A 19075-nucleotide genomic window follows, 5' to 3' on the forward strand; every position below is an offset into this window, starting at 1 on the left:
GTGGCACGGGTGAGAGAATCGAGGACCGTGAGCACCCCCCAGAGCCCGGCCGCTCCCGCCGGCGGGCCGGACCCGCGCCGCTTCCCCGCGCGCGCCCTCGTGGACCTCGCCGCGATCCGCGACAACGTGCGCGCCCTGGCAGGGCACGCGCCGACGGCAGAGGTCATGGCGGTCGTCAAGGCGGACGCCTACGGGCACGGTCTGCTCCCGAGCGCCCTCGCGGCGCTCGCGGGCGGCGCGACCTGGCTCGGCGTCGCGCAGCCGAGCGAGGCGCTCGCGCTGCGCGCGGCCGGTGTCGGACCCGACCGCGCGCGCCTGCTGACGTGGCTCTACGCGCCAGGTGCGCCGCTGCGCGAGCTCGTCGAGGCCGACGTCGACGTGTCCGTGGCCGCGCCGTGGGCGCTCGACGAGGTTGTCGCGGGTGCCCGTGCCGCCGGCCGCACGGCGCGTGTGCACGTCAAGGTGGACACCGGTCTCGGTCGCAACGGGATCATGCCCGGCGAGCTCCCGGGCGTGCTCGACGCGGCCGCGCGCGCGGCGGCCGAGGGTCTGGTGCGCGTCGTCGGCATCTGGTCGCACCTGGCGTGCGCCGACGAGCCGGGGCACGCGAGCGTCGCGGCGCAGGCCGACGTGCTCGACGACGCCGTCCGCGCCGCCGAGGCGTCGGGTGCCGCCCTCGAGGTGCGTCACCTCGCCAACTCGGCCGCGACGCTCACGGCACCGCGCACGCACTACGACCTGGTCCGGCCGGGGCTCGCCGTCTACGGCATGTCGCCCGTGCCGCAGGTCGCGCCGCCGCAGGACTACGGCCTGCGGCCGGCCATGACGGTCGAGGCCCGCCTCGTCACGGTCAAGGGGGTCGCGGCGGGGCAGGGGGTCTCGTACGGCCACGCGTACACGACGGACCGCGAGACGACGCTCGGCGTCGTCCCCCTGGGCTACGCCGACGGCATCCCGCGGCACGCCTCGGGCGGCGTCCACGGGCCCGGCGGGCCGGTCCTCGTCGGCGGGTCCCCGGACGGGTCGTCCGGCGGCCGCGTGCTGCGCGTCGCCGGCCGGGTGTGCATGGACCAGGTGGTGCTCGACCTCGGGCCGGGTGCGCGCGAGCGCGCCGGCGACGTCGTGACGCTGTTCGGCGCGGGCGCCGGGCTCGAGCGCGGCGGCGCGCCGACGGCCGAGGACTGGGCGCAGGCGGCGGGCACGATCAGCTACGAGATCACCACGCGCCTGGGCGCGCGCGTGCCGCGCGAGCACGTCCGGTTCGACGTGCTCGACGACGACGCACGCGCCCTGGTGGAGCCGACCGGCGTCCAGCACACCACCCAGCACGAGAGGACCACGGCACCGTGAGCGACACGACCAGCAGCGCGGGCGACGACCCGACCACCGGCACGACGGGCCCGGCAGAGCTCGTCCTGCCCGACGCCGAGGCGACGCGCGCGTTCGGGCGCGCCCTCGCCGGCGTCCTGCGCGCCGGCGACCTCCTCGTGCTCACCGGCGACCTCGGGGCGGGCAAGACGACGCTCACGCAGGGCATCGGTGCCGGCCTGGGCGTGCGGGGCCAGGTCGCGTCGCCGACGTTCATCGTCGCGCGCGAGCACCCCTCTGTCGTGGGCGGTCCGGCGCTCGTGCACGTGGACGCGTACCGGCTCGGGTCGCTCGAGGAGGTCGACGCGCTCGACCTCGACTCGAGCCTCGACGAGTCCGTGACGGTCGTGGAGTGGGGCAGCGGCCTGGTGGAGTCCCTGGCCGGGGACCGCCTCGAGGTCGTCCTCGCGAGGCCGCGCGGCGACGGCGGCGACCACGACCGCGCGGCCAGCGGTGCGGACGACGGTGCGGACGACGCCCCGGAGGCCGGGGCGCGCCGCGTGACCGTGCGGGCCGTCGGCGCGCGCTGGGCGGGGCTCGACGTCGCCGCGCTCGCCCGGGACGCCGGTGTCGCCGGAGGCCCTGAGGCCGCCGGGCCGCCCGCGCCGCGGTCGTAGGCTGGGGCCGTGCCCGTTCTCGCGCTCGACACCTCCGCGTCCGTGACCGTCGCCGTCGTCGGTGACGACGGCGCCCGCCTCGCCCGCCGCGACGCCCCCGAGCGTCGCCGGCACGCCGAGGCGCTGGCGCCGCTCGTCGACGAGGCGCTCGCCGAGGCGGGCGTCGACCGCACCGAGCTCGCCGCGGTCGCCGTCGGCACCGGCCCGGCGCCGTTCACGGGGCTGCGCGTCGGCCTCGTCACCGCGCGCGCGATCGGGTTCGCCCTGGGTGTCCCGGTGCTGGGCGTCCCCAGCCTCGACGCCGTCGCCGCGCAGGCCGTGAGCGACCTCGGCCTCACGACCGACGACGAGGTGCTCGTCACGACCGACGCGCGGCGTCGCGAGGTGTACTGGGCGCGCTACCGCGTCGTCGCGCACGAGGGCCCGCACGCGGTGCCGGTCCTCGCCACGGTCGCCGGTCCGGACGTCGGGCCCGCGGCCGCCGTCGCCGAGCACGCGGCGGGAGCGGTCGTCGTCGGCGAGGGGGCCGCGCTCTACGCCGACGTGCTCGACGCCCCCGAGGACGCGCCCCTCGTGCCCGACGCGGCGGTCCTCGCACGGCTCGCCATCGCGCGGCGCGACGCGGGCGAGGAGCAGCCGACCGAGCCGCTGTACCTGCGCCGTCCCGACGTGCAGGAGGCGGCTGCGCGCAAGCGGGTGAGCGACGCGGTCGGCGGCACGCGGGCGGCACGGTGAGCGGTGCCGAGGAGGTCCGGCTGCGCCCGCTGCGGGCCGCCGACCTGGACCGCGTCGTCGCGCTCGAGCGCACCCTGTTCGGTCGCGGGGCGTGGACCTACGGGATGCTCGCGGACGAGCTCGCGGGCCAGGGCCGCTGGTACGTCGCGGCCGAGCCGGCCCGGCACCTCGCCGTCGGCCCGCCGCCGCTCGTCGGGTACGCCGGCCTGTGGTTCGACGGCGACGTCACCCAGGTCATGACCATCGGCGTCGACCCGGCGTACCAGCAGCAGCAGGTCGGCTCGACCCTGCTCGAGGCGCTCGTCGACCGGTCCCGTCGTCTGCGGGCGAGCGCCGTGCTGCTCGAGGTGCGGGTGGACAACGAGCCCGCGCTCGCGCTGTACGCGAAGTACGGCTTCGAGCAGATCGGGCTCCGGAAGCGCTACTACCAGCCGGAGGACGTCGACGCGTACACGATGCGCCTCGACCTCGCGCCGTTGCGCGACGACGACCCGGACTACGGCACCGCCTCGGACGCCGGGAGCGTCGTCGCGTGAGCGCGGCCCGGGGACGCGTCCTCGTCGGCGCGCGGGAGCTCGCGGGCCTGGTGGGGGAGAGCACCGGCGACCGCGGGAGCACGGCGCAGGGTGCGGACCGGCGTCCGCTGGTGCTCGACGTCCGCTGGGCGCTCGGCGTCACCGACGGGCGCGACCGGTACCTGGCGGGCCACGTGCCGGGCGCCGTCTACGTCGACCTCGAGTCCGAGCTCGCCGCGCCCGCGTCCCCCGCCGCGGGGCGGCACCCGCTGCCGCCGCCCGCGCACCTGCAGGCCGCCGCCCGCCGCTGGGGCGTGCGGAGCGACCGCGCGGTGGTCGTGTACGACGCGGTCGGCGGGACGTCCGCCGCTCGCGCGTGGTGGCTCCTGCGGTGGGCGGGGCACCACGACGCGCGCATCCTCGACGGCGGCCTCGGCGCGTGGGAACGAGCCGGGCTGCCCGTCGAGACGGGTGACGTGCGCGCGGAGCCGGGCGACGTCGTCGTCGCACCGGGCGCGATGCCCGTCCTGGCCGCCGACGACGCGGCCCGGGTCGCGGCGTCGGACGCGGACGTGCTCCTCGACGCGCGCGCCGCCGAGCGCTACCGCGGGGAGGTCGAGCCCGTCGACCCGCGCGCGGGGCACGTGCCCGGCGCGGTCAGCGCGCCGACGACGGACAACCTCGCCGGTGACGGCACGTTCCTCGACGAGGACGCGCTCCGGGCACGGTTCGTGGCGCTCGGCGTGACGACGGGAGCGGGAACGGGTGCGGGCGCGGCAGCGGGTTCGACGACGCCCACCGCCGCGGGGGCGACGGTGGGCGTCTACTGCGGGTCGGGCGTCACCGCCGCGCACGAGGTCGCGGCGCTCGCGACGCTCGGCGTCGAGGCTGCCCTGTACGCGGGGTCGTGGTCGCAGTGGTCGAACGACCCCGACCGGCCGGTCGCGACCGGCGCGGCGCCGCCCGGCTGAAGGCCGCGCGGCCGCCGTCGGGCCGGCGGTCAGACCGTGGTGATGGCCTGCTCAGGCGCGAGCCGCGGCGCGCGGGGGTAGGAGGTCCCCTCGCCCTCGGCGACGCCGACGTTGATGACGAGCAGCGAGCGCCAGCCGTTGTCGGCGAAGAACTCGGCGTCGATCCCGTCGCGGTCCATGCCGTTCATGGGGCCGGTGGCGAGGCCGGCGGCGCGCAGGCCCACCACGAGGTAGCCGGTCTGCAGGAGGGCGTTGGTCCGCGCCATCTCGTCCCGTACGTCGGGGGCGCCGGCGAGGTTCTCGCGCATGCCGGGCACGTGCGGGAACAGGGTGTCCATGTGCTCGTGGAACGCCGGGTCGTAGGCGACGACGAGCGACAGGGGCGCGTTCGCCACGCGCTCCTTGTTGCCGTCGGCCATGTGCGCGACGAGGCGCTCGCGGGCCTCGGGGGAGCGGACGGCGAGCACGCGCAGCGGCAGCGTGTTCATCGCGGTGGGGCCCCACCTGACGAGGTCGTAGACCGCGGCGAGCTGCTCGTCGGTCACCTCGGCGTCGGTGAAGTCGCGCGTCGTGCGCGCCTCGCGGAAGAGGAGGTCGGCCGTGGCGTCGTCGACCCGGAGGGCGGGGGCGAGGGTGTCGATGCTCATGCCGCGGGCAACAGTAGAACGTTCAACCATCTTCCCGGCAGACGGTGTGACGTCGGCGACACGGGCCGCGTGCGCGCCGCGACTAGGCTGGAGCCATGGCTTCCAGTGCGGCCGCGGGCGGCGGCGAACCGCTCGTCCTCGGCATCGAGACGTCCTGCGACGAGACCGGCGTGGCGCTCGTCCGCGGACGCGAGCTGCTCGTCGACACCGTCGCGAGCTCGATGGACGAGCACGCCCGGTACGGCGGCATCATCCCCGAGGTCGCGTCGCGCGCCCACCTCGAGGCGATGATCCCCACGCTCGAGCGCTCGCTCGCCACCGCCGACGTGGACCTGTCGGAGGTCGACGCCATCGCCGTCACCGCGGGGCCGGGGCTCGTGGGCCCCCTGACGATCGGCGCGTCCGCCGCGAAGGCCCTCGCCCTCGCGCTCGGCAAGCCGCTGTACGGCGTCAACCACGTCATCGGCCACGCCGCCGTCGACGAGCTCGTGCACGGCGCGTTCCCCGAGCGTGTGATGGCGCTCGTGGTCTCGGGCGGGCACAGCTCGCTCCTGCTCGTGGACGACGTCGCGACGTCCGTCACCGAGCTCGGCTCGACGCTCGACGACGCGGCGGGCGAGGCGTTCGACAAGGTCGGCCGCCTGCTCGGGCTGCCGTACCCCGGCGGCCCGCACATCGACCGCCTCGCGCGCGAGGGCGACCCGACGGCGATCCGCTTCCCCCGCGGCCTGACGGCCCGCAAGGACCAGGCGAAGCACGCGTACGACTTCTCCTTCTCGGGCCTCAAGACGGCGGTCGCGCGCTGGGTCGAGGCGCGGCAGGACGCCGGGGAGGAGATCCCCGTGCACGACGTCGCGGCGTCCTTCGCGGAGTCCGTCGCCGACGTGCTCACGGCCAAGACGATCGCCGCGTGCGAGCGTCACGGCGTCGGCACCCTCGTGGTCGGCGGCGGGTTCTCCGCGAACTCCCAGCTGCGCGACATGGCCGCCAAGCGCTGCGCCGAGGCCGGGATCGAGCTGCGCATCCCGCCGATCCGCTACTGCACCGACAACGGCGCGATGATCGCGGCCCTGGGCTCCGCGGTGGTGCGGACCGGCGTCGCCCCCTCGACGCTCGACATCGGCGTCGACTCCTCGATGCCCCTGACGACCGTCACGGTCTGAGCTCGCGCGGGCGCGCGCGTCCACCAGCGGCCGTCGGCCCTCCGGTCTGCTCCGGGCCGCACGACACGGCAGGCAGTGCGACGGAGCGGGCGACGCGGGGAACGGGGCGCGGGTCGTGGCGGGTCTGGCGGGAGGCCGCGAGGCACGAGCGGCCGGATGGTAGACCCGCGCCCCGTTCCCCGGGGCGTCCGCGGAGGCGACCACCCCGAACGGCCACCTCGAGCGACCACCCCGAGCGACCACCCCGAGGCCGCCCCGACGACCGAGCGTCAGAGCGGGCGGCCCGCCCGCATCTCGGCCACGAGCGACCGCACGACCGCGTCGAGCTCGCCCCCGTGGCGCCGGGCGACGGCGCGCTGCCGCTGGTACGACGCGCCGCGCCGCAGGATGGTCCGCACGCCGGCGAGCTCGTCCAGGCACCCGAGCCGGGCCGCGACCGGCTCCAGCTCGACGAGCAGGCGTCCGACCGCGTCGGTGACGAGCTCCTCGTTCCCGGCGCTGTCGACGATGACGATCGCGTCCATGCCGTAGCGCGCCGAGCGCCACTTGTTCTCCTGGGCGAACCACGGGGGGAGCGTCGGGAGCTCGCGCCCCTCGTCGAGCATCGTGGAGAAGTGCTCGACGAGGCAGTGCGTGAGCGCGGCGAGCGCGAGGAGCTCGGTGATGTTGGTGGTGCCGTCGCAGATCCGCGTCTCGAGGGTGCCGAACCGGGGCGCGGGGCGCAGGTCCCAGCGCACCTCGGTGAAGTCGTCGATGACGCCGGTGTGCACCATGTCGGCGACGTAGCCCTCGAGGTCGGTCCACCGCTCGAACTGGAACGGGAGCCCGGCGGTGGGCAGCTGCTGGAACATGAGCGCGCGGTTGGACGCGTAGCCGGTGTCCTTGCCGCCCCAGAAGGGCGAGCTCGCGGACAGCGACTGCAGGTGTGCGAAGCACGTGAGCATGGCGCGCTGGATCGGCAGCACCTTCTCGCGGTCCTCGATGCCGACGTGCACGTGCACCCCGTAGATGAGCATCTGCCGGCCCCACCACTGCGTGCGGTCGATGAGCGTGGTGTACCGCTGCTTGTCGGTCACCTTCTGCTGCGCCCAGCGTGCGAACGGGTGCGTCCCTGCGCACATGAGCTCGACGCGCAGCGGGTCGGTGACCGCGCGGATCTCCTCGATCGAGCGTTCGAGGTCGCGGCCGGCCTCGCCGACGGTGCGGCACACGCCGCTGACGACCTCGACCGTGTTGAGCAGCAGCTCCTGCTTGATGGACGGGTGCTCGCCGCCGCCGGCGGGCCGCACGGCGTCGAGCACGGTCTGCGCGACCTGTCGCAGGTCGCCGGAGTCCGCGTCGACGAGCGCCAGCTCCCACTCGAGCCCCACGCTCGAGCGTTCGGACCGCGCGAAGGGGATCGCCGCGCTGGTGCGGCTTCCCGTCCCGGTGCCCATCGGCGCGCTCACCCGCGAGGGTCCGCGCCGTCGGGGCGGGCGACGGAGGGCGCACGGTCGAGCGGCTCCACCACCAGCGCGCGCTGGCGTCCGGCGACGCGCGTGAGCACGAGGGTCGCCTCGGCGTCGCCTGCCAGCGCGAGCTGCTTGCGCAGCAGCTCGGGCGTCACGGCCGTGCCGCGCTTCTTGATCGTCACGCGCCCGACGCCGCGCTCGCGCAGGTAGGCGCGCAGGCGCTTGAGGCCGAACGGGAGGTCGTCGAGCACGCGGTAGCCGCGCGCGATCCCGGCGGCGAGGCCGTCGTCCTCCACGGCCGCGGGCGAGTCCGTGGTCACGTACGCGATCGTGCGGTCCAGCAGCCGCCCGCCCAGGGCGGCGGCCGCCGGTCCGACGAGACCGGCGCGGATGACCGCGCCGTCCGGTTCGTAGAGGTAGCGGCCGACGGCGCCAACGTCGGGGACGACGTCGTCGTCGCCCGGGCGGTGGGCGAGCCGGTGGCTCGTCGTGCGCTGCGTCCCGTCCGGGGACGTGCTCGTGGTGAGGACGAGCGCGGTGCGGCCGGGACCGGCGGGTGCGAGCGGCCCGAACCACAGGCCGGCCTCGACGACGTCGCCGTCGACGGAGACCCACTCGGTCTCCGCGTCGGCCGGGAGGCCGTCGTGCGAGATGCCGGGCCCGACCTTGATCCCCACGGCCGGCACGCGGTCGCGCAGCGCCCAGACGTCGTCGAGCGGGGGCGCGTAGGCGCGCGGGTCGAAGACGCGGGACCCGGAGCGGGTGCGGCGGGCCGGGTCGGCGTAGATCCCGTCGACGCCCTCGGCGGCGAGGTCGAGCGCGAGGCCGTCGCCGTGCCGCACCTCGGCCTCGGGGAAGTGCCGCAGGTTGACCGTCGCCACGGCGGCGGTGAGCTCGTCGACGTCGGTGGCGAGGACGCGCAGGCCGGTGCCCGCGAACGCGAGCGCGTCCGCGCCGATGCCGCACGTGAGGTCGGCCACGCGGGTGCTGCCCGCGTCGAGGTAGCGCTGCGCGTGGAGGCCGGCGACGACGAGCCGGGTGGCCTGCTCGAGCCCCGCCTGGGTGAACAGCATGCCGTCGGCGAAGTCGCCGAACTTGGCGCGGGCCGCCGCCCGCAGGCGTGACTGCGTGAGCGCCGCGGCGGCGAGGTCGGGGTCGACGCCCTTGGCCCGGAGGCCGGCCGCGAGCACGAGGGCCTGACGTTCTTCGTAGGGCGGCAGCGCACCGAGCAGGGCCCAGCCCTCGGGGCTGAGCAGCTTGGTCAGGGCCGTGGCGTCCATGCTCTCGATCCTTCCACGGGAGGTGGCGACGACGCGCGCGGCGCCAGGCACGGTGTCGTTGGCACTCGCCTTGACCGAGTGCTAACCGGGTCATAGATTGGGCAGCGGTCGTCCTGGTCCTCGGGCCGGCGACCCGTGAGCGTCCTGCCGGCCGGCACCCGCGACGACGGCCGACGGCGCTCGACCCATCCGTTGCAGTTCTCACCGCGAAAGGGGAGGTCCGACGTGTCGGTCCCCATCAAGCCGCTCGAGGACCGGATCGTCGTGAAGGCCCTCGAGGCCGAGACCACGACCGCATCCGGCCTGGTCATCCCGGACACCGCCAAGGAGAAGCCCCAGGAGGGCGAGGTCCTGGCCGTCGGTCCGGGCCGTGTCGACGACAACGGCAACCGCGTCCCGCTGGACGTGACGGTCGGCGACAAGGTCATCTACAGCAAGTACGGCGGCACCGAGGTCAAGTACGGCGGCGAGGACTACCTCGTCCTGTCCGCGCGCGACATCCTCGCCGTGGTGGTCTGAGCCACCCGCTGCACCACGAAGCCCCGTGACCCTGTGGGTCACGGGGCTTCGTCGTCTCGGGCTCGGTGCGGACGGCTCAGACGGCGCTGCGGGCGCGCTCGGCGAGGATCGCGGAGCGCTCGTCCTCGCTCAGGCCGCCCCACACGCCGTACGGCTCGCGCACGCGCAGCGAGGCCTCGCGGCACTCCATCATCACGGGGCAGCCGTGACAGATCGCCTTCGCCGCCTCGGCGCGACGTCGGCGGGTCGAGCCGCGCTCGCCCTCGGGGTGGAAGAACAACGTGTCGTCGGCGTCGCGGCACGAACCCTGGTACTGCCATTCCCAGAGTTCCATGACCGGACCGGGGAGCCTCGAGATCTCTGCCATGCCGAACAACGTACAAGCGATGCACAAGTTGTTCAAGCCCTGGTCGTCGAGACTCTCGCGATGACGGCCGGACGCGGATCGTTGCGGCCTATCGCGCCGAGCTTCGACGGATCGCGCCGGGATGCGGGCGGATCGGTCCAGGACAGGATGGTGGTCGCCACGGATCGGCGGCTGTCGCGCCCGGTGGCGCGTTTGCTCGAGATATGAACAAACCGTGCACAGCGCCTGGCGCGCTGCAGGTCACGGTCTGACGAGGCAGGTGGCGAGACCGGAGAGGGGTCGGCAGAATCGATGCATGACCTCCGTGCGGTCCGCCCCTGGTCCTGAGGGAGCCCGACCGACCATGACGTACAGCCCCGGCCTCGCCGTCGCCGTCGTCGCGCGTCGGCTCGGTGTCGCCCCCGCGACGCTGCGTACCTGGGACCGTCGTTACGGTCTCGGTCCGTCCGAGCACCGAGCGGGTTCCCACCGCCGGTACACCGAGGACGACGTCGCCCGTCTCGTCATCATGCGCCGGCTCACGCTGGACGGCGTCGCACCGTCCGACGCCGCACGGGCGGCGCTCGAGGCGGACGGCGAGGAGCTCGCCGCCCACCGCGGGACCGTGACGTTCGACATGGACGCCGACGGTCAGGAGGACGGCCCGGACGAGCTGCGGGCCGAGGACGACGCCGTCCACCCGGGCGAACAGGCCTCCGGCCGTCCGTTCCTGCGCGCCGTCCCCGGGGGCGAGCAGGGCGGTGGCCCCGCGCCGCGCGCCGTCGGGACCCGAGACCCTCGCCCGACCATCGTGTCGGACGTGGTGGACGCCGCCATCGCCTACGACCAGCGCACGTGCGACCGGCTGCTGCGCATCCCGTCGGGCGACGACCCGGCGGCGTGGTGGTCGGACCTCGTCGAGCCGGCGCTGGAACGGCTGGCGGAGCGGACCGTGCTCGCCGGCCCGGGCGAGGTGCCGGAGATCGTCCTCGCCAACGCCACGCTCGGCGCGCTGCGCGAGCACACGCAGGCGCGCGAGGAGGCGGTCGTGGCCGCCGGGGGACCTCCGCCGAACCACCCGAGCCGCATGCGGCGCATCGTCCTCGTCTTCGCGGCGCCGGACGAGCCGCTGCCGCTCGCGGCGCACGCGCTCGCGGCCTCCCTCGGGGCGCACGGCGCGATGGCCCGGATCGTCACCGGACCGGCCAACGTCCACCGCACGCTCGAGCTCGTGACGATGGTCCGCCCCGCGGCGGTCGCGATGGTGACGACGCAGGCGCGGCCCGACCTCGGCATCATCCACGCGGCGTTCGACGCCAACCCGGAGCTGCCCATGTTCGTCGGGCTGCCCAGCGACGACGTCGCCGGCGAGCTCCCGCTCGCGACGACGGTCCACCGCGTGCGCAGCTTCACCGGCCTCCTCCACGAGCTGCTCGCCGTCGTGCGCTGACCGTCCGCCCGCGGTCCCCGCCCGCGGGTCACGGCCGGCGGCCGGGGCCCGGGGAGGGCCCCGGGCGCGGCGTAGACTCGCCGTGTGACCGCCTCGCCCGTGCCCTCCGGTTCCACGCCCGCCCCGACGCCCGATCACGACCCGTTCGGCTTCGTCGGGCTGACCTACGACGACGTGCTGCTCCAGCCCGGGTACTCGGACCTGGCGCCGTCGGAGATCGACACGACGACACGCCTGACGCGGGAGATCTCCATCCGGGTGCCGCTCGTGTCCGCGGCCATGGACACGGTCACCGAGTCGCGCATGGCGATCGCGATGGCGCGCCAGGGCGGCATCGGCGTGCTGCACCGCAACCTCTCGATCGAGGACCAGGCGTACCAGGTCGACCTCGTCAAGCGCACCCAGACCGGGATCATCTCCAACCCGGTGACGATCGGCCCGGACGTGACGCTCGAGGAGCTCGACAAGAAGGCGGGGGAGTACCGCATCTCCGGCTTCCCGGTGCTCGACGCCGAGCAGCGGCTCGTCGGCATGGTGACCAACCGCGACCTGCGCTTCACGCCCGTCGCCGAGTGGGCGACGACGAAGGTCGACGAGGTCATGACGCGCCAGCCCCTCATCACCGGCGACGCCGGCATCTCGCGCGAGGAGGCGACCGCGCTCCTGCGGCGGCACAAGCTCGAGCGCCTGCCGCTCGTCGACGCCGACGGCCGCCTCGCCGGGCTCATCACCGTCAAGGACTTCGTGAAGTCCGAGCAGTTCCCGCAGGCGTCCAAGGACGGGCAGGGCCGCCTCCTCGTCGGTGCGGCGATCGGGTACTTCGGCGACGCGTGGGAGCGCGCGACGACCCTCATCGACGCCGGGGTCGACGTCCTCGTGGCCGACACGGCGCACGGCAACGTGCGCATGCTCATCGACATGGTGCGGCGCCTCAAGACCGACCCCGCCACGCGTGACGTCCAGGTCATCGGCGGCAACGTCGCGACGCGCGAGGGCGCCCAGGCGTTCGTCGACGCCGGGGCCGACGCGATCAAGGTCGGCGTCGGGCCGGGCTCGATCTGCACCACCCGCATCGTCACCGGTGTGGGCGTGCCGCAGGTGACCGCGGTCTACGAGGCCTCGCTCGCCGCGCGGCCCGCGGGCGTGCCCGTCATCGCCGACGGCGGCATGCGCCACTCCGGCGAGATCGGCAAGGCGCTCGTGGCCGGCGCGGAGTCCGTCATGCTCGGGTCGATGCTCGCGGGCACGGAGGAGTCGCCCGGCGAGACCATCCTCGTGAGCGGCAAGCAGTACAAGGCGTACCGCGGCATGGGCTCGATGGGTGCGATGTCCTCGCGCGGCAAGAAGTCGTACTCGAAGGACCGGTACTTCCAGGCCGAGGTCACGAGCGACGACATGATCGTGCCCGAGGGCGTCGAGGGCCAGGTGCCCTACAAGGGCACGCTCCAGGCCGTCGCGCACCAGCTCGTCGGCGGGCTGCACCAGACGATGTTCTACGTCGGCGCCCGGACCGTCCCCGAGCTGCAGGAGAAGGGGCGCTTCATCCGCATCACGTCGGCGTCGCTCAAGGAGAGCCACCCGCACGACGTGCAGGTCACCGCCGAGGCGCCGAACTACTCGGGGTTCTGAGCCACGAGCGGCCGCGGGTCAGACGGGCCAGCGGCCGTCCGCACCCGCCCCGACGTAGGGCCGCTCGCGCGTCCGCTCGTCGAGCTCGTCGACCCAGCGGCGGTGCGCGCCGACCTGGTGGTCGTGCAGGGCGTCGAGCGTCGTCGCGGCGAGGTGCGGGTGCGCACCGACCAGCGCGTCCAGCAGGTCGAGGGTGGCCAGGGCGTCGGTCTCGGCGGAGTGCAGCGGTGCCGGGGTGAGCACGCCGTAGTGCGCGCACAGGTCGGCGAGCCGCCGCTTGCCGTCACGCCCGGCGTCGCTGTCGCGGTCGAGCACGAGGGGGTCGAGGACGGGGCGGACGGGGCCGCCCAGCCGCTCGGGCAGGGTGGGCAGCCCGTGGCGTGCGAGCTCGACGTCGAGCAGCGTGAGGTCGAACGCCGCGTTGTACGCCACGACCGGCACCCCGGCCCGCTGGTGACCGGCGAGGAGCGCGGCGAGCTCCTCGAGCGCGGCACGCGGCGCGCGGCCGTGCGCCGCGGCGTGCGCGGTGGTGATGCCGTGAATCGCGGTCGCCTCGGCCGGGACGGCGACGCCGGGGTCCAGCAGCCAGGTCTGCACGGACGTCCGCGTCCCCGTGCCGGTCGGCTCGCGCAGCACCAGCGCCGCGGTGACGATGCGGTCCCGCTCGACGTCGAGCCCCGTGGTCTCCGTGTCGAACGCCACCAAGGGGCCGGTCCTCCAGGTCATGGCGCCACCCTGGCAGCGGCCACCCACACGCCGGGGGGCGGCGCGGCCCCGCCCGTCCGGCCGCCGGTAGGCTGGCCCGGTGAGCAACGAGATCGAGATCGGACGTGGCAAGCGCGGTCGGCGCGCGTTCTCCTTCGACGACATCGCGGTCGTGCCGTCGCGGCGCACGCGTGACCCGGAGGAGGTCTCGGTCGGCTGGCAGATCGACGCCTACCACTTCGACCTGCCCGTCCTCGCGGCGCCCATGGACTCCGTGATGAGCCCCGCGACGGCGGTCGCGCTCGGCAACCACGGCGGTCTGGGGGTCCTCGACCTCGAGGGGCTGTGGACGCGCTACGAGGACCCGGAGCCGCTGCTCGCCGAGATCGCGGCGCTCGAGGCCGACGCCGCGACGCGCCGCATGCAGGAGATCTACGCCGAGCCCATCAAGCCCGAGCTCATCACGCAGCGGCTCAAGGAGATCCGCGCGGCGGGCGTCACGGTCGCCGCGGCGCTCTCGCCGCAGCGCACGCAGGAGCACTACCAGACGGTCGTGGACGCGGGCGTCGACCTGTTCGTCATCCGCGGCACCACGGTGTCCGCGGAGCACGTGTCGGGCGTCGCGGAGCCGCTCAACCTCAAGCGCTTCATCTACGAGCTCGACGTCCCGGTGATCGTCGGCGGCGCGTCCACGTACACCGCGGCGCTGCACCTCATGCGCACGGGCGCGGCCGGCGTGCTCGTCGGGTTCGGCGGCGGCGCCGCGCACACCACGCGCGTCAGCCTCGGCATCCACGCGCCCATGGCGACCGCGGTCGCCGACGTCGCGGCCGCGCGTCGGGACTACCTGGACGAGTCCGGGGGCCGGTACGTCCACGTCATCGCCGACGGGGGGGTCGGCCGCTCCGGCGACCTCGTGAAGGCCGTCGCCTGCGGCGCGGACGCGGTCATGCTCGGCGCGGCGCTCGCACGCGCCGCGGAAGCTCCCGGGCGCGGCTGGCACTGGGGCTCCGAGGCCCACCACCCGCAGCTGCCGCGCGGCGAGCGCGTGAGCGTCGGTACCGCGGGCACGCTCGAGGAGATCCTCTTCGGCCCGGGCCGCCGCGCCGACGGGACGCTCAACCTCGTCGGCGCCCTGCGGCGCGCGATGGCGACGACCGGCTACTCCGACCTCAAGGAGTTCCAGCGCATCGAGGTCGTCGTCTCCCCGTACCAGCCGCGCTGAGCCGGGCGTGAGCGGGCTCGCGTGGCGCCCGACGCGCGCCGAGCTCGCCGACCTCGAGGCGGAGCACCGCACGCGGGTGCACGGTCTCGACCGCCTCGTCGCGGTGCCCGACCTGCTGGGCGAGGGCGCCGGCACCACTGACGTGCTCGCGGTCCGCCTGCCCGACGGCTCGCGCGCGGCGGGTGTGGTGGCGGTGACCGACGTCGGGCCGGCGTCGCCCGGCGCGACCGCCCGGGCGCTGCGCGAGCACCGGCTCCGTGCCCGCGCGGCCGGGCCGGACGTGACCGCGGCGACCGCGGCGCTCCTCGACGCCTGGGTGGACCGCGCGCGGCGGGGTGCCGACCCGGAGCCGGCCGGGCCGCCCCCGACGGACGACGTCGCGCCGAGGCTGCGCCCGGTCCCCGCCACCCACGGCCTCGCCGTCGCGTGGCCGAGCCGCGACACCGAGGCCGTCGCTGCGCTGGCCGGACGCGGGATGTACCCGGCGGTGCACCTCGCCGCGCGCCACGACGCCCGCCCGTCCGACGGCGGGGGATCGCCGCCCGCCGGCGTGGTCCTGCGCGACGCGACCGTCGCCGACGTCGCGGCCGTCGTCGATCACCAGCTCGCCGAGCTCGCCTACGACGAGCTCGTCGGCGCCGCCCGGGTCCGCGCCGCCGCGCGCGGGAGCATGACGCCGCTCGTCGCGGCGGCCGTGTCGCGCGAGGACTCCGTCGTGCTCGTCGCCGTCCCGGACGGGGGGCGGCGCCCGACGACGCCCGCCGACGGACCGCGCGACGGGCCCGACGAGGTCCTGGGCGTGGTCGCCGTCGAGCCGCCGCAGCGGTCGTCGTGGGTCGCCGGCGCGGTGGGCCGCGGTCCCGTGGCCTATGTGGTGCTGCTGCACGTGTCCCCGCGGGCGCGCGGCGCAGCCCTGGGCGCGGCGCTCGTCGGGGCGGCGCTCGCACGTGTAGAGGAGCTCTCGGGGCCGGACACGGTCGTGCTGCTCCACCACGGCGTGCTCAACCCGCTCTCGGCGCCGTTCTGGGCGCGGCACGGGTTCCGCCCGGTGCTGACGACCTGGGAGCTGCCTGTCACCCGCACGCCGTAGCCTGGACCCCATGACCAGCTCCTCGGGCGGCTCCTCGAACCCCGTGCCCGGCGGCGGTACCGCTGCCGACGGCCTCCTCGACCCGGAGGACCCGGCCGCGACCTACGTGCTCGAGCCGGACGTCGTCGCCCCGCTCGTCGCGCGGATCGTCACGAGCAGCACGTCCGGCGTGCACCGGTCGGTCCTGCCGTTCACGGGTGCGCCGCTCGCCTCCGTCCCGAGGTCGTCGCCCGAGGACGTCGCCCGCGCCGTGGGACGGGCGCGCGCCGCCCAGCGCGCGTGGGAGCGCGTGCCCGTGGCCGAGCGGGCGCGCGTGCTGCTCCGGTTCGGCGCGCTCGTGCTCGAGCAGCAGTCCGACGGCCTGGACCTCGTGCAGATGGAGTCGGGCAAGTCGCGCCGCAGCGCGTTCGAGGAGGTCGCGGACCTCGCGATCGTCACGCGGCACTACGCCGTGCGCGGCCCGCGCTACCTCGCGGACCGTCGGGCGCCCGGCATGCTGCCCCTCCTCACGGGCACGACCGTGCACCGGCGCCCGGTCGGCGTCGTGGGCGTCGTCGCGCCGTGGAACTACCCGCTGACGCTCGCGTTCGCCGAGGCCGTGCCGGCGCTGCTCGCGGGGAACGCGGTGGTGCTCAAGCCGGACCCGCAGACGACGCTCACGGCGCTCTGGGGCGTGGAGCTGCTCGAACGGGCGGGGCTCCCCGCCGACCTGCTGCTCGTCGTCGCGGGCGGCGGCGAGGTGGGCTCGGCGCTCACCGACCTGGTCGACCACGTCGCGTTCACCGGCTCGACGGCGACCGGCCGGAAGGTCGCCGCGCGGGCGGGGGAGCGCCTCGTCGGTGCCACGCTCGAGCTCGGCGGCAAGAACCCGCTCTACGTCGCGGCCGACGCGCACGTGCCCACGGCCGCGCGCGGCGCGCTGCGGGCCTGCTTCGGCAGCTCCGGCCAGCTGTGCGTGTCGACCGAGCGGCTCGTGCTCCACGAGGACGTCGCGGACGCGTTCCTCGACACGTTCGTGCCGCTCGTGCGCGCGCTGCGGCTCGGCGCCGGCCTGGACTACTCCGCCGACATGGGTTCGCTGACCTCCCGGGCACAGCTCGACCGCGTCGTGGAGCACGTCGACGACGCCCTCGCGCGGGGTGCGCGCGTGCTCGCCGGCGGGGTGCACCGTGCCGACATCGGTCCGTGGTTCTACGCGCCCACCGTCCTCGACGGCGTGCCCGACGACGCGCTGTGCAGCACCGAGGAGACGTTCGGCCCGGTCGTGTCCGTGCGGCGCGTCGCCGACGACGACGAGGCCGTGCAGGTCATGAACGACTCCCCGTACGGGCTCAACGCCAGCGTCTGGACGCGCGACGTCGCGCGCGGTCGCCGCATCGCCGCCGAGGTCCGGGCGGGCACCGTGAACGTCAACGACGGGTACAGCGCGACGTGGGGCTCGGTCGCCGCGCCCATGGGCGGGTTCAAGGCGTCCGGGCTGGGTCGTCGGCACGGACGCGAGGGCATCCTCGCCCTCACCGAGGCGCAGACGATCTCCGTCCAGCGCGGCGCGCACCTGGGCCTGACCCTCGACCGCCTGTACGAGCTCGGCGGCGAGACGCCGAGCCGTCTGCTCACCGCGGCGCTGGACACCATGCGGCGGCTGCGCCTGCCCTGAACGCGACCCGGCGAGGCCTCTCGTGGCACCACCCGCCGACGCCGACCCGTGGCGCCGACGCCCGGTGTCAGCGCCGGACGGCGTCGAGCAGCGCCTTGGCCGCGGCGGGGACCTCGCGCGCCTGGTAGAGGGCGGGCTTCCACGGCTCGACGCTCGCCGCGCTGACACCGACCCCGACCGCGTCGAGCCCCGCGACCCGGCACGAGAACAACGCCCGGGGCAGGTGGTAGTCCTGCGTGACGACGACGGCGCGCGCGATCCCGAACTCCCCGACCGCGCGCGTGCACGTCGCGTGGGTGTCGAAGCCCTCGCGGTCCAGGACGATCGCCTCGTCCGGGACGCCGCGCTCCAGGAGCCGGGTGCGCATCGACGCGGGCTCGTCGTAGTCGTCGTGGGCGTCCCCGCTGACGAGGACCACGGGGGCGACGCCGCGCGCGTACAGCTCCGCCGCCGCGTCGAGGCGGCGCCGCAGGTACGCCGACGGCGTGCCGTCGGGGCGCAGCCCGGCACCCAGCACGACGACGGCGTCGCTCGCGGGCACGTCCTCCGGGTCGGCCACGCGTACCCTCCCGACGGCCTGGACCACGAGGAAGGGCACGATCGCGGCCACCGCGAGGCCTGCCGCGCCGAGCGCGAGCGTCCGGCGAGACGTCCGCCGGAGCGGGCGACGGACGGGAGGACGGGAGGACACGTTCGCGGACGACTCGGTCACGCGCCGACCCTAGCGAACGGCAGCTACGCGAGGTCGGCGAGCTCGGCCGTCAGGTTCGACCGGGCTGCCGCCTCCCAGCGGTCCCTGGCGAACACCGTCCGGTACAGCGGCCGCGTGTCGAGCAGCGACCGCAGGACCGCCGCCCGCCCGGTGCGGAACGCGTCGTCGGGCACGTGCGCGTACTCCGCGCGCACCTGGCGCACGTAGCGCGCGTACCGGTCGGGCGCCGCGGCGAGCACCGCGAGGTCGGCGTCGGAGACCAGCGCGCCCGCGCCGTCGTCCGGCGCAGGAGAGTGGTCCGTGGTCACCAGCACGAGCCGCGCCACCTCGTCGACGACCGCCACGTCGACGTGCGCCCCGAGCAGCTCGACCACGAGGGCCGCCGAGCGCTCCTCGTCGACGCGGGCCTCACCGTCGTGCACCGCGTCGTGGAACCAGAGCGCGAGCTGGGTCACCGACGGTGTCACCGACGGTGCGGGGCGCCCGCGCACCGGGGGTGAGGACACGGCGTCGGGCGCCCCGGCCGGCCGCCCCTCCAGCAGCGCGAGGGAGTCGAGCGCGTGCACGAGGTGCTCGGGGCCGTGGTAGACCCGGTGCGGCTCGTGCCACCGCTCCACGAGCTCGACGCCGACCTCGCGCGCCCCCGGAAGCAGGGCGTCCCAGCGCATGAGCAACGACTCCGCCTTCGCCGCGCGGCGTGCACGCCCGGGCACCCGCAGCCCCGAGGCGCCGAGCCGGCGCGCGAGCTCACGCCCGCCGACCGGCACCGCGCCGGCGGTCACGGCGTCGTCGTACCGCTCGGCCGCGACGTCGTAGTGGTCCAGGTCGAACGCGCGCCGGCTCAGCCCGATCCGGCCGGCGAACGCGTGCAGCTCGGCGAGCGAGGAGTCCGACACGAGATGGCTGAACAGCGTCCCGTGCGCGGGCCACGCGGGCGGGTCGACGTAGACGGTCACGTCCCGAGCATGCCACCACCCGCGTGCGTGTACGGGTAC

19 protein-coding genes are annotated in these 19075 nt (G+C 75.7%); 12 read left to right on the forward strand and 7 right to left on the reverse strand.

The features are described from left to right. The first annotated feature begins 27 nt into the window (after window positions 1-27). Genes alr through ACFTZA_RS06990 form a run of 5 tightly spaced genes read left to right on the forward strand, consistent with a single transcriptional unit; the run spans window position 28 to window position 4206 of the window. Entirely contained in the window at window positions 28-1350 is a 1323-nt protein-coding gene (gene alr, locus ACFTZA_RS06970; RefSeq protein ID WP_378192188.1) for an alanine racemase, read from the forward strand. Beyond that, window positions 1347-1985 (forward strand): tRNA (adenosine(37)-N6)-threonylcarbamoyltransferase complex ATPase subunit type 1 TsaE, encoded by a 639-nt coding sequence (gene tsaE, locus ACFTZA_RS06975; protein ID WP_378192189.1) that lies wholly within the window; start codon window positions 1347-1349, stop codon window positions 1983-1985. Before alr ends, tsaE begins: the two co-directional genes overlap by 4 nt. Before the next feature lie 9 nt (window positions 1986-1994). Continuing rightward, window positions 1995-2720 (forward strand): tRNA (adenosine(37)-N6)-threonylcarbamoyltransferase complex dimerization subunit type 1 TsaB, encoded by a 726-nt coding sequence (gene tsaB / locus ACFTZA_RS06980; RefSeq protein WP_378192190.1) that lies wholly within the window; start codon window positions 1995-1997, stop codon window positions 2718-2720. Next, a complete protein-coding gene (rimI, locus tag ACFTZA_RS06985) occupies window positions 2717-3256 on the forward strand; it encodes a ribosomal protein S18-alanine N-acetyltransferase (protein WP_378192192.1) in 540 nt (179 codons plus the stop codon). The genes tsaB and rimI overlap by 4 nt, the downstream gene beginning before the upstream one ends. Continuing rightward, window positions 3253-4206 carry a sulfurtransferase gene (locus tag ACFTZA_RS06990; RefSeq protein ID WP_378192194.1) on the forward strand — a complete coding sequence of 318 codons (954 nt, stop codon included), beginning with the start codon at window positions 3253-3255 and terminating at the stop codon, window positions 4204-4206. The genes rimI and ACFTZA_RS06990 overlap by 4 nt, the downstream gene beginning before the upstream one ends. A 29-nt stretch (window positions 4207-4235) precedes the next feature. Here the strand turns inward: ACFTZA_RS06990 and ACFTZA_RS06995 are convergent, their stop codons facing one another. Next, window positions 4236-4853 (reverse strand): malonic semialdehyde reductase, encoded by a 618-nt coding sequence (locus ACFTZA_RS06995; RefSeq protein WP_378192196.1) that lies wholly within the window; start codon window positions 4851-4853, stop codon window positions 4236-4238. A gap of 95 nt (window positions 4854-4948) precedes the next feature. On the opposite strand from ACFTZA_RS06995, the gene tsaD reads away from it, so the two are divergent. Beyond that, window positions 4949-6016: a tRNA (adenosine(37)-N6)-threonylcarbamoyltransferase complex transferase subunit TsaD gene (tsaD, locus tag ACFTZA_RS07000; protein ID WP_378192198.1), complete on the forward strand. Its 1068-nt coding sequence runs from the start codon at window positions 4949-4951 to the stop codon at window positions 6014-6016. Window positions 6017-6285: 269 nt separating this feature from the next. On the opposite strand, the gene ACFTZA_RS07005 is transcribed toward tsaD, so the two are convergent. Next, window positions 6286-7452, reverse strand: coding sequence for a glutamate--cysteine ligase (locus ACFTZA_RS07005; RefSeq protein ID WP_378192361.1), 1167 nt, complete (start codon window positions 7450-7452; stop codon window positions 6286-6288). A gap of 8 nt (window positions 7453-7460) precedes the next feature. Continuing rightward, window positions 7461-8747 (reverse strand): SAM-dependent methyltransferase, encoded by a 1287-nt coding sequence (locus ACFTZA_RS07010; RefSeq protein ID WP_378192200.1) that lies wholly within the window; start codon window positions 8745-8747, stop codon window positions 7461-7463. A gap of 225 nt (window positions 8748-8972) precedes the next feature. On the opposite strand from ACFTZA_RS07010, the gene groES reads away from it, so the two are divergent. Next, complete coding sequence (gene groES / locus ACFTZA_RS07015) at window positions 8973-9266, forward strand: co-chaperone GroES (protein ID WP_069386913.1); 294 nt, start codon at window positions 8973-8975, stop codon at window positions 9264-9266. A 76-nt stretch (window positions 9267-9342) separates the two neighbouring features. Here the strand turns inward: groES and ACFTZA_RS07020 are convergent, their stop codons facing one another. Then, window positions 9343-9633 (reverse strand): WhiB family transcriptional regulator, encoded by a 291-nt coding sequence (locus ACFTZA_RS07020; protein ID WP_378192202.1) that lies wholly within the window; start codon window positions 9631-9633, stop codon window positions 9343-9345. A 343-nt stretch (window positions 9634-9976) separates the two neighbouring features. On the opposite strand from ACFTZA_RS07020, the gene ACFTZA_RS07025 reads away from it, so the two are divergent. Both ACFTZA_RS07025 and guaB read left to right on the forward strand, forming a co-directional pair. Further along, on the forward strand, window positions 9977-11062 hold the full coding sequence (locus ACFTZA_RS07025; RefSeq protein WP_378192205.1) for a MerR family transcriptional regulator: 1086 nt from the start codon (window positions 9977-9979) through the stop codon (window positions 11060-11062). 99 nt (window positions 11063-11161) lie between these two features. Next, window positions 11162-12691, forward strand: coding sequence for an IMP dehydrogenase (guaB, locus tag ACFTZA_RS07030; protein ID WP_378192363.1), 1530 nt, complete (start codon window positions 11162-11164; stop codon window positions 12689-12691). An 18-nt stretch (window positions 12692-12709) separates the two neighbouring features. Here guaB and ACFTZA_RS07035 read toward each other — a convergent pair whose 3' ends face one another. After that, the gene (locus ACFTZA_RS07035; protein WP_378192207.1) at window positions 12710-13417 is read right to left on the reverse strand and encodes an exonuclease domain-containing protein; all 708 of its coding nucleotides are present in this window, start codon (window positions 13415-13417) and stop codon (window positions 12710-12712) included. Window positions 13418-13496: 79 nt separating this feature from the next. Here ACFTZA_RS07035 and ACFTZA_RS07040 point away from each other — a divergent pair, with 79 nt between their 5' ends. The 3 genes from ACFTZA_RS07040 to ACFTZA_RS07050 are packed head-to-tail and all read left to right on the forward strand — an operon-like array spanning window position 13497 to window position 17368. Then, window positions 13497-14621, forward strand: coding sequence for a GuaB3 family IMP dehydrogenase-related protein (locus ACFTZA_RS07040; protein ID WP_378192209.1), 1125 nt, complete (start codon window positions 13497-13499; stop codon window positions 14619-14621). A 7-nt stretch (window positions 14622-14628) separates the two neighbouring features. Continuing rightward, the gene (locus ACFTZA_RS07045) at window positions 14629-15711 is read left to right on the forward strand and encodes a GNAT family N-acetyltransferase (RefSeq protein ID WP_378192211.1); all 1083 of its coding nucleotides are present in this window, start codon (window positions 14629-14631) and stop codon (window positions 15709-15711) included. Window positions 15712-15721: 10 nt separating this feature from the next. Next, the gene (locus ACFTZA_RS07050) at window positions 15722-17368 is read left to right on the forward strand and encodes a succinic semialdehyde dehydrogenase (RefSeq protein ID WP_378192214.1); all 1647 of its coding nucleotides are present in this window, start codon (window positions 15722-15724) and stop codon (window positions 17366-17368) included. A gap of 67 nt (window positions 17369-17435) precedes the next feature. Here the strand turns inward: ACFTZA_RS07050 and ACFTZA_RS07055 are convergent, their stop codons facing one another. Then, the gene (locus ACFTZA_RS07055) at window positions 17436-18080 is read right to left on the reverse strand and encodes a vancomycin high temperature exclusion protein (RefSeq protein WP_378192216.1); all 645 of its coding nucleotides are present in this window, start codon (window positions 18078-18080) and stop codon (window positions 17436-17438) included. A gap of 23 nt (window positions 18081-18103) precedes the next feature. Further along, window positions 18104-19036 (reverse strand): DUF4031 domain-containing protein, encoded by a 933-nt coding sequence (locus ACFTZA_RS07060; RefSeq protein WP_378192218.1) that lies wholly within the window; start codon window positions 19034-19036, stop codon window positions 18104-18106. Window positions 19037-19075 lie beyond the last annotated feature (39 nt).

The organism is Cellulosimicrobium sp. NPDC057127, assembly GCF_042670945.1.
Lineage (GTDB): Bacteria > Actinomycetota > Actinomycetes > Actinomycetales > Cellulomonadaceae > Cellulosimicrobium.

Bases quoted from the DNA above. Each gene is read 5' to 3' on its own strand.
- tsaD (WP_378192198.1), top strand. From the start codon at position 4,949: ATGGCTTCCAGTGCGGCCGCGGGCGGCGGCGAACCGCTCGTCCTCGGC.
- ACFTZA_RS06995 (WP_378192196.1), bottom strand. From the start codon at position 4,853: ATGAGCATCGACACCCTCGCCCCCGCCCTCCGGGTCGACGACGCCACG.
- ACFTZA_RS07010 (WP_378192200.1), bottom strand. From the start codon at position 8,747: ATGGACGCCACGGCCCTGACCAAGCTGCTCAGCCCCGAGGGCTGGGCC.
- ACFTZA_RS07050 (WP_378192214.1), top strand. From the start codon at position 15,722: ATGACCAGCTCCTCGGGCGGCTCCTCGAACCCCGTGCCCGGCGGCGGT.
- ACFTZA_RS07020 (WP_378192202.1), bottom strand. From the start codon at position 9,633: ATGGCAGAGATCTCGAGGCTCCCCGGTCCGGTCATGGAACTCTGGGAA.
- ACFTZA_RS07005 (WP_378192361.1), bottom strand. From the start codon at position 7,452: ATGGGCACCGGGACGGGAAGCCGCACCAGCGCGGCGATCCCCTTCGCG.
- ACFTZA_RS07025 (WP_378192205.1), top strand. From the start codon at position 9,977: ATGACGTACAGCCCCGGCCTCGCCGTCGCCGTCGTCGCGCGTCGGCTC.
- ACFTZA_RS07035 (WP_378192207.1), bottom strand. From the start codon at position 13,417: ATGACCTGGAGGACCGGCCCCTTGGTGGCGTTCGACACGGAGACCACG.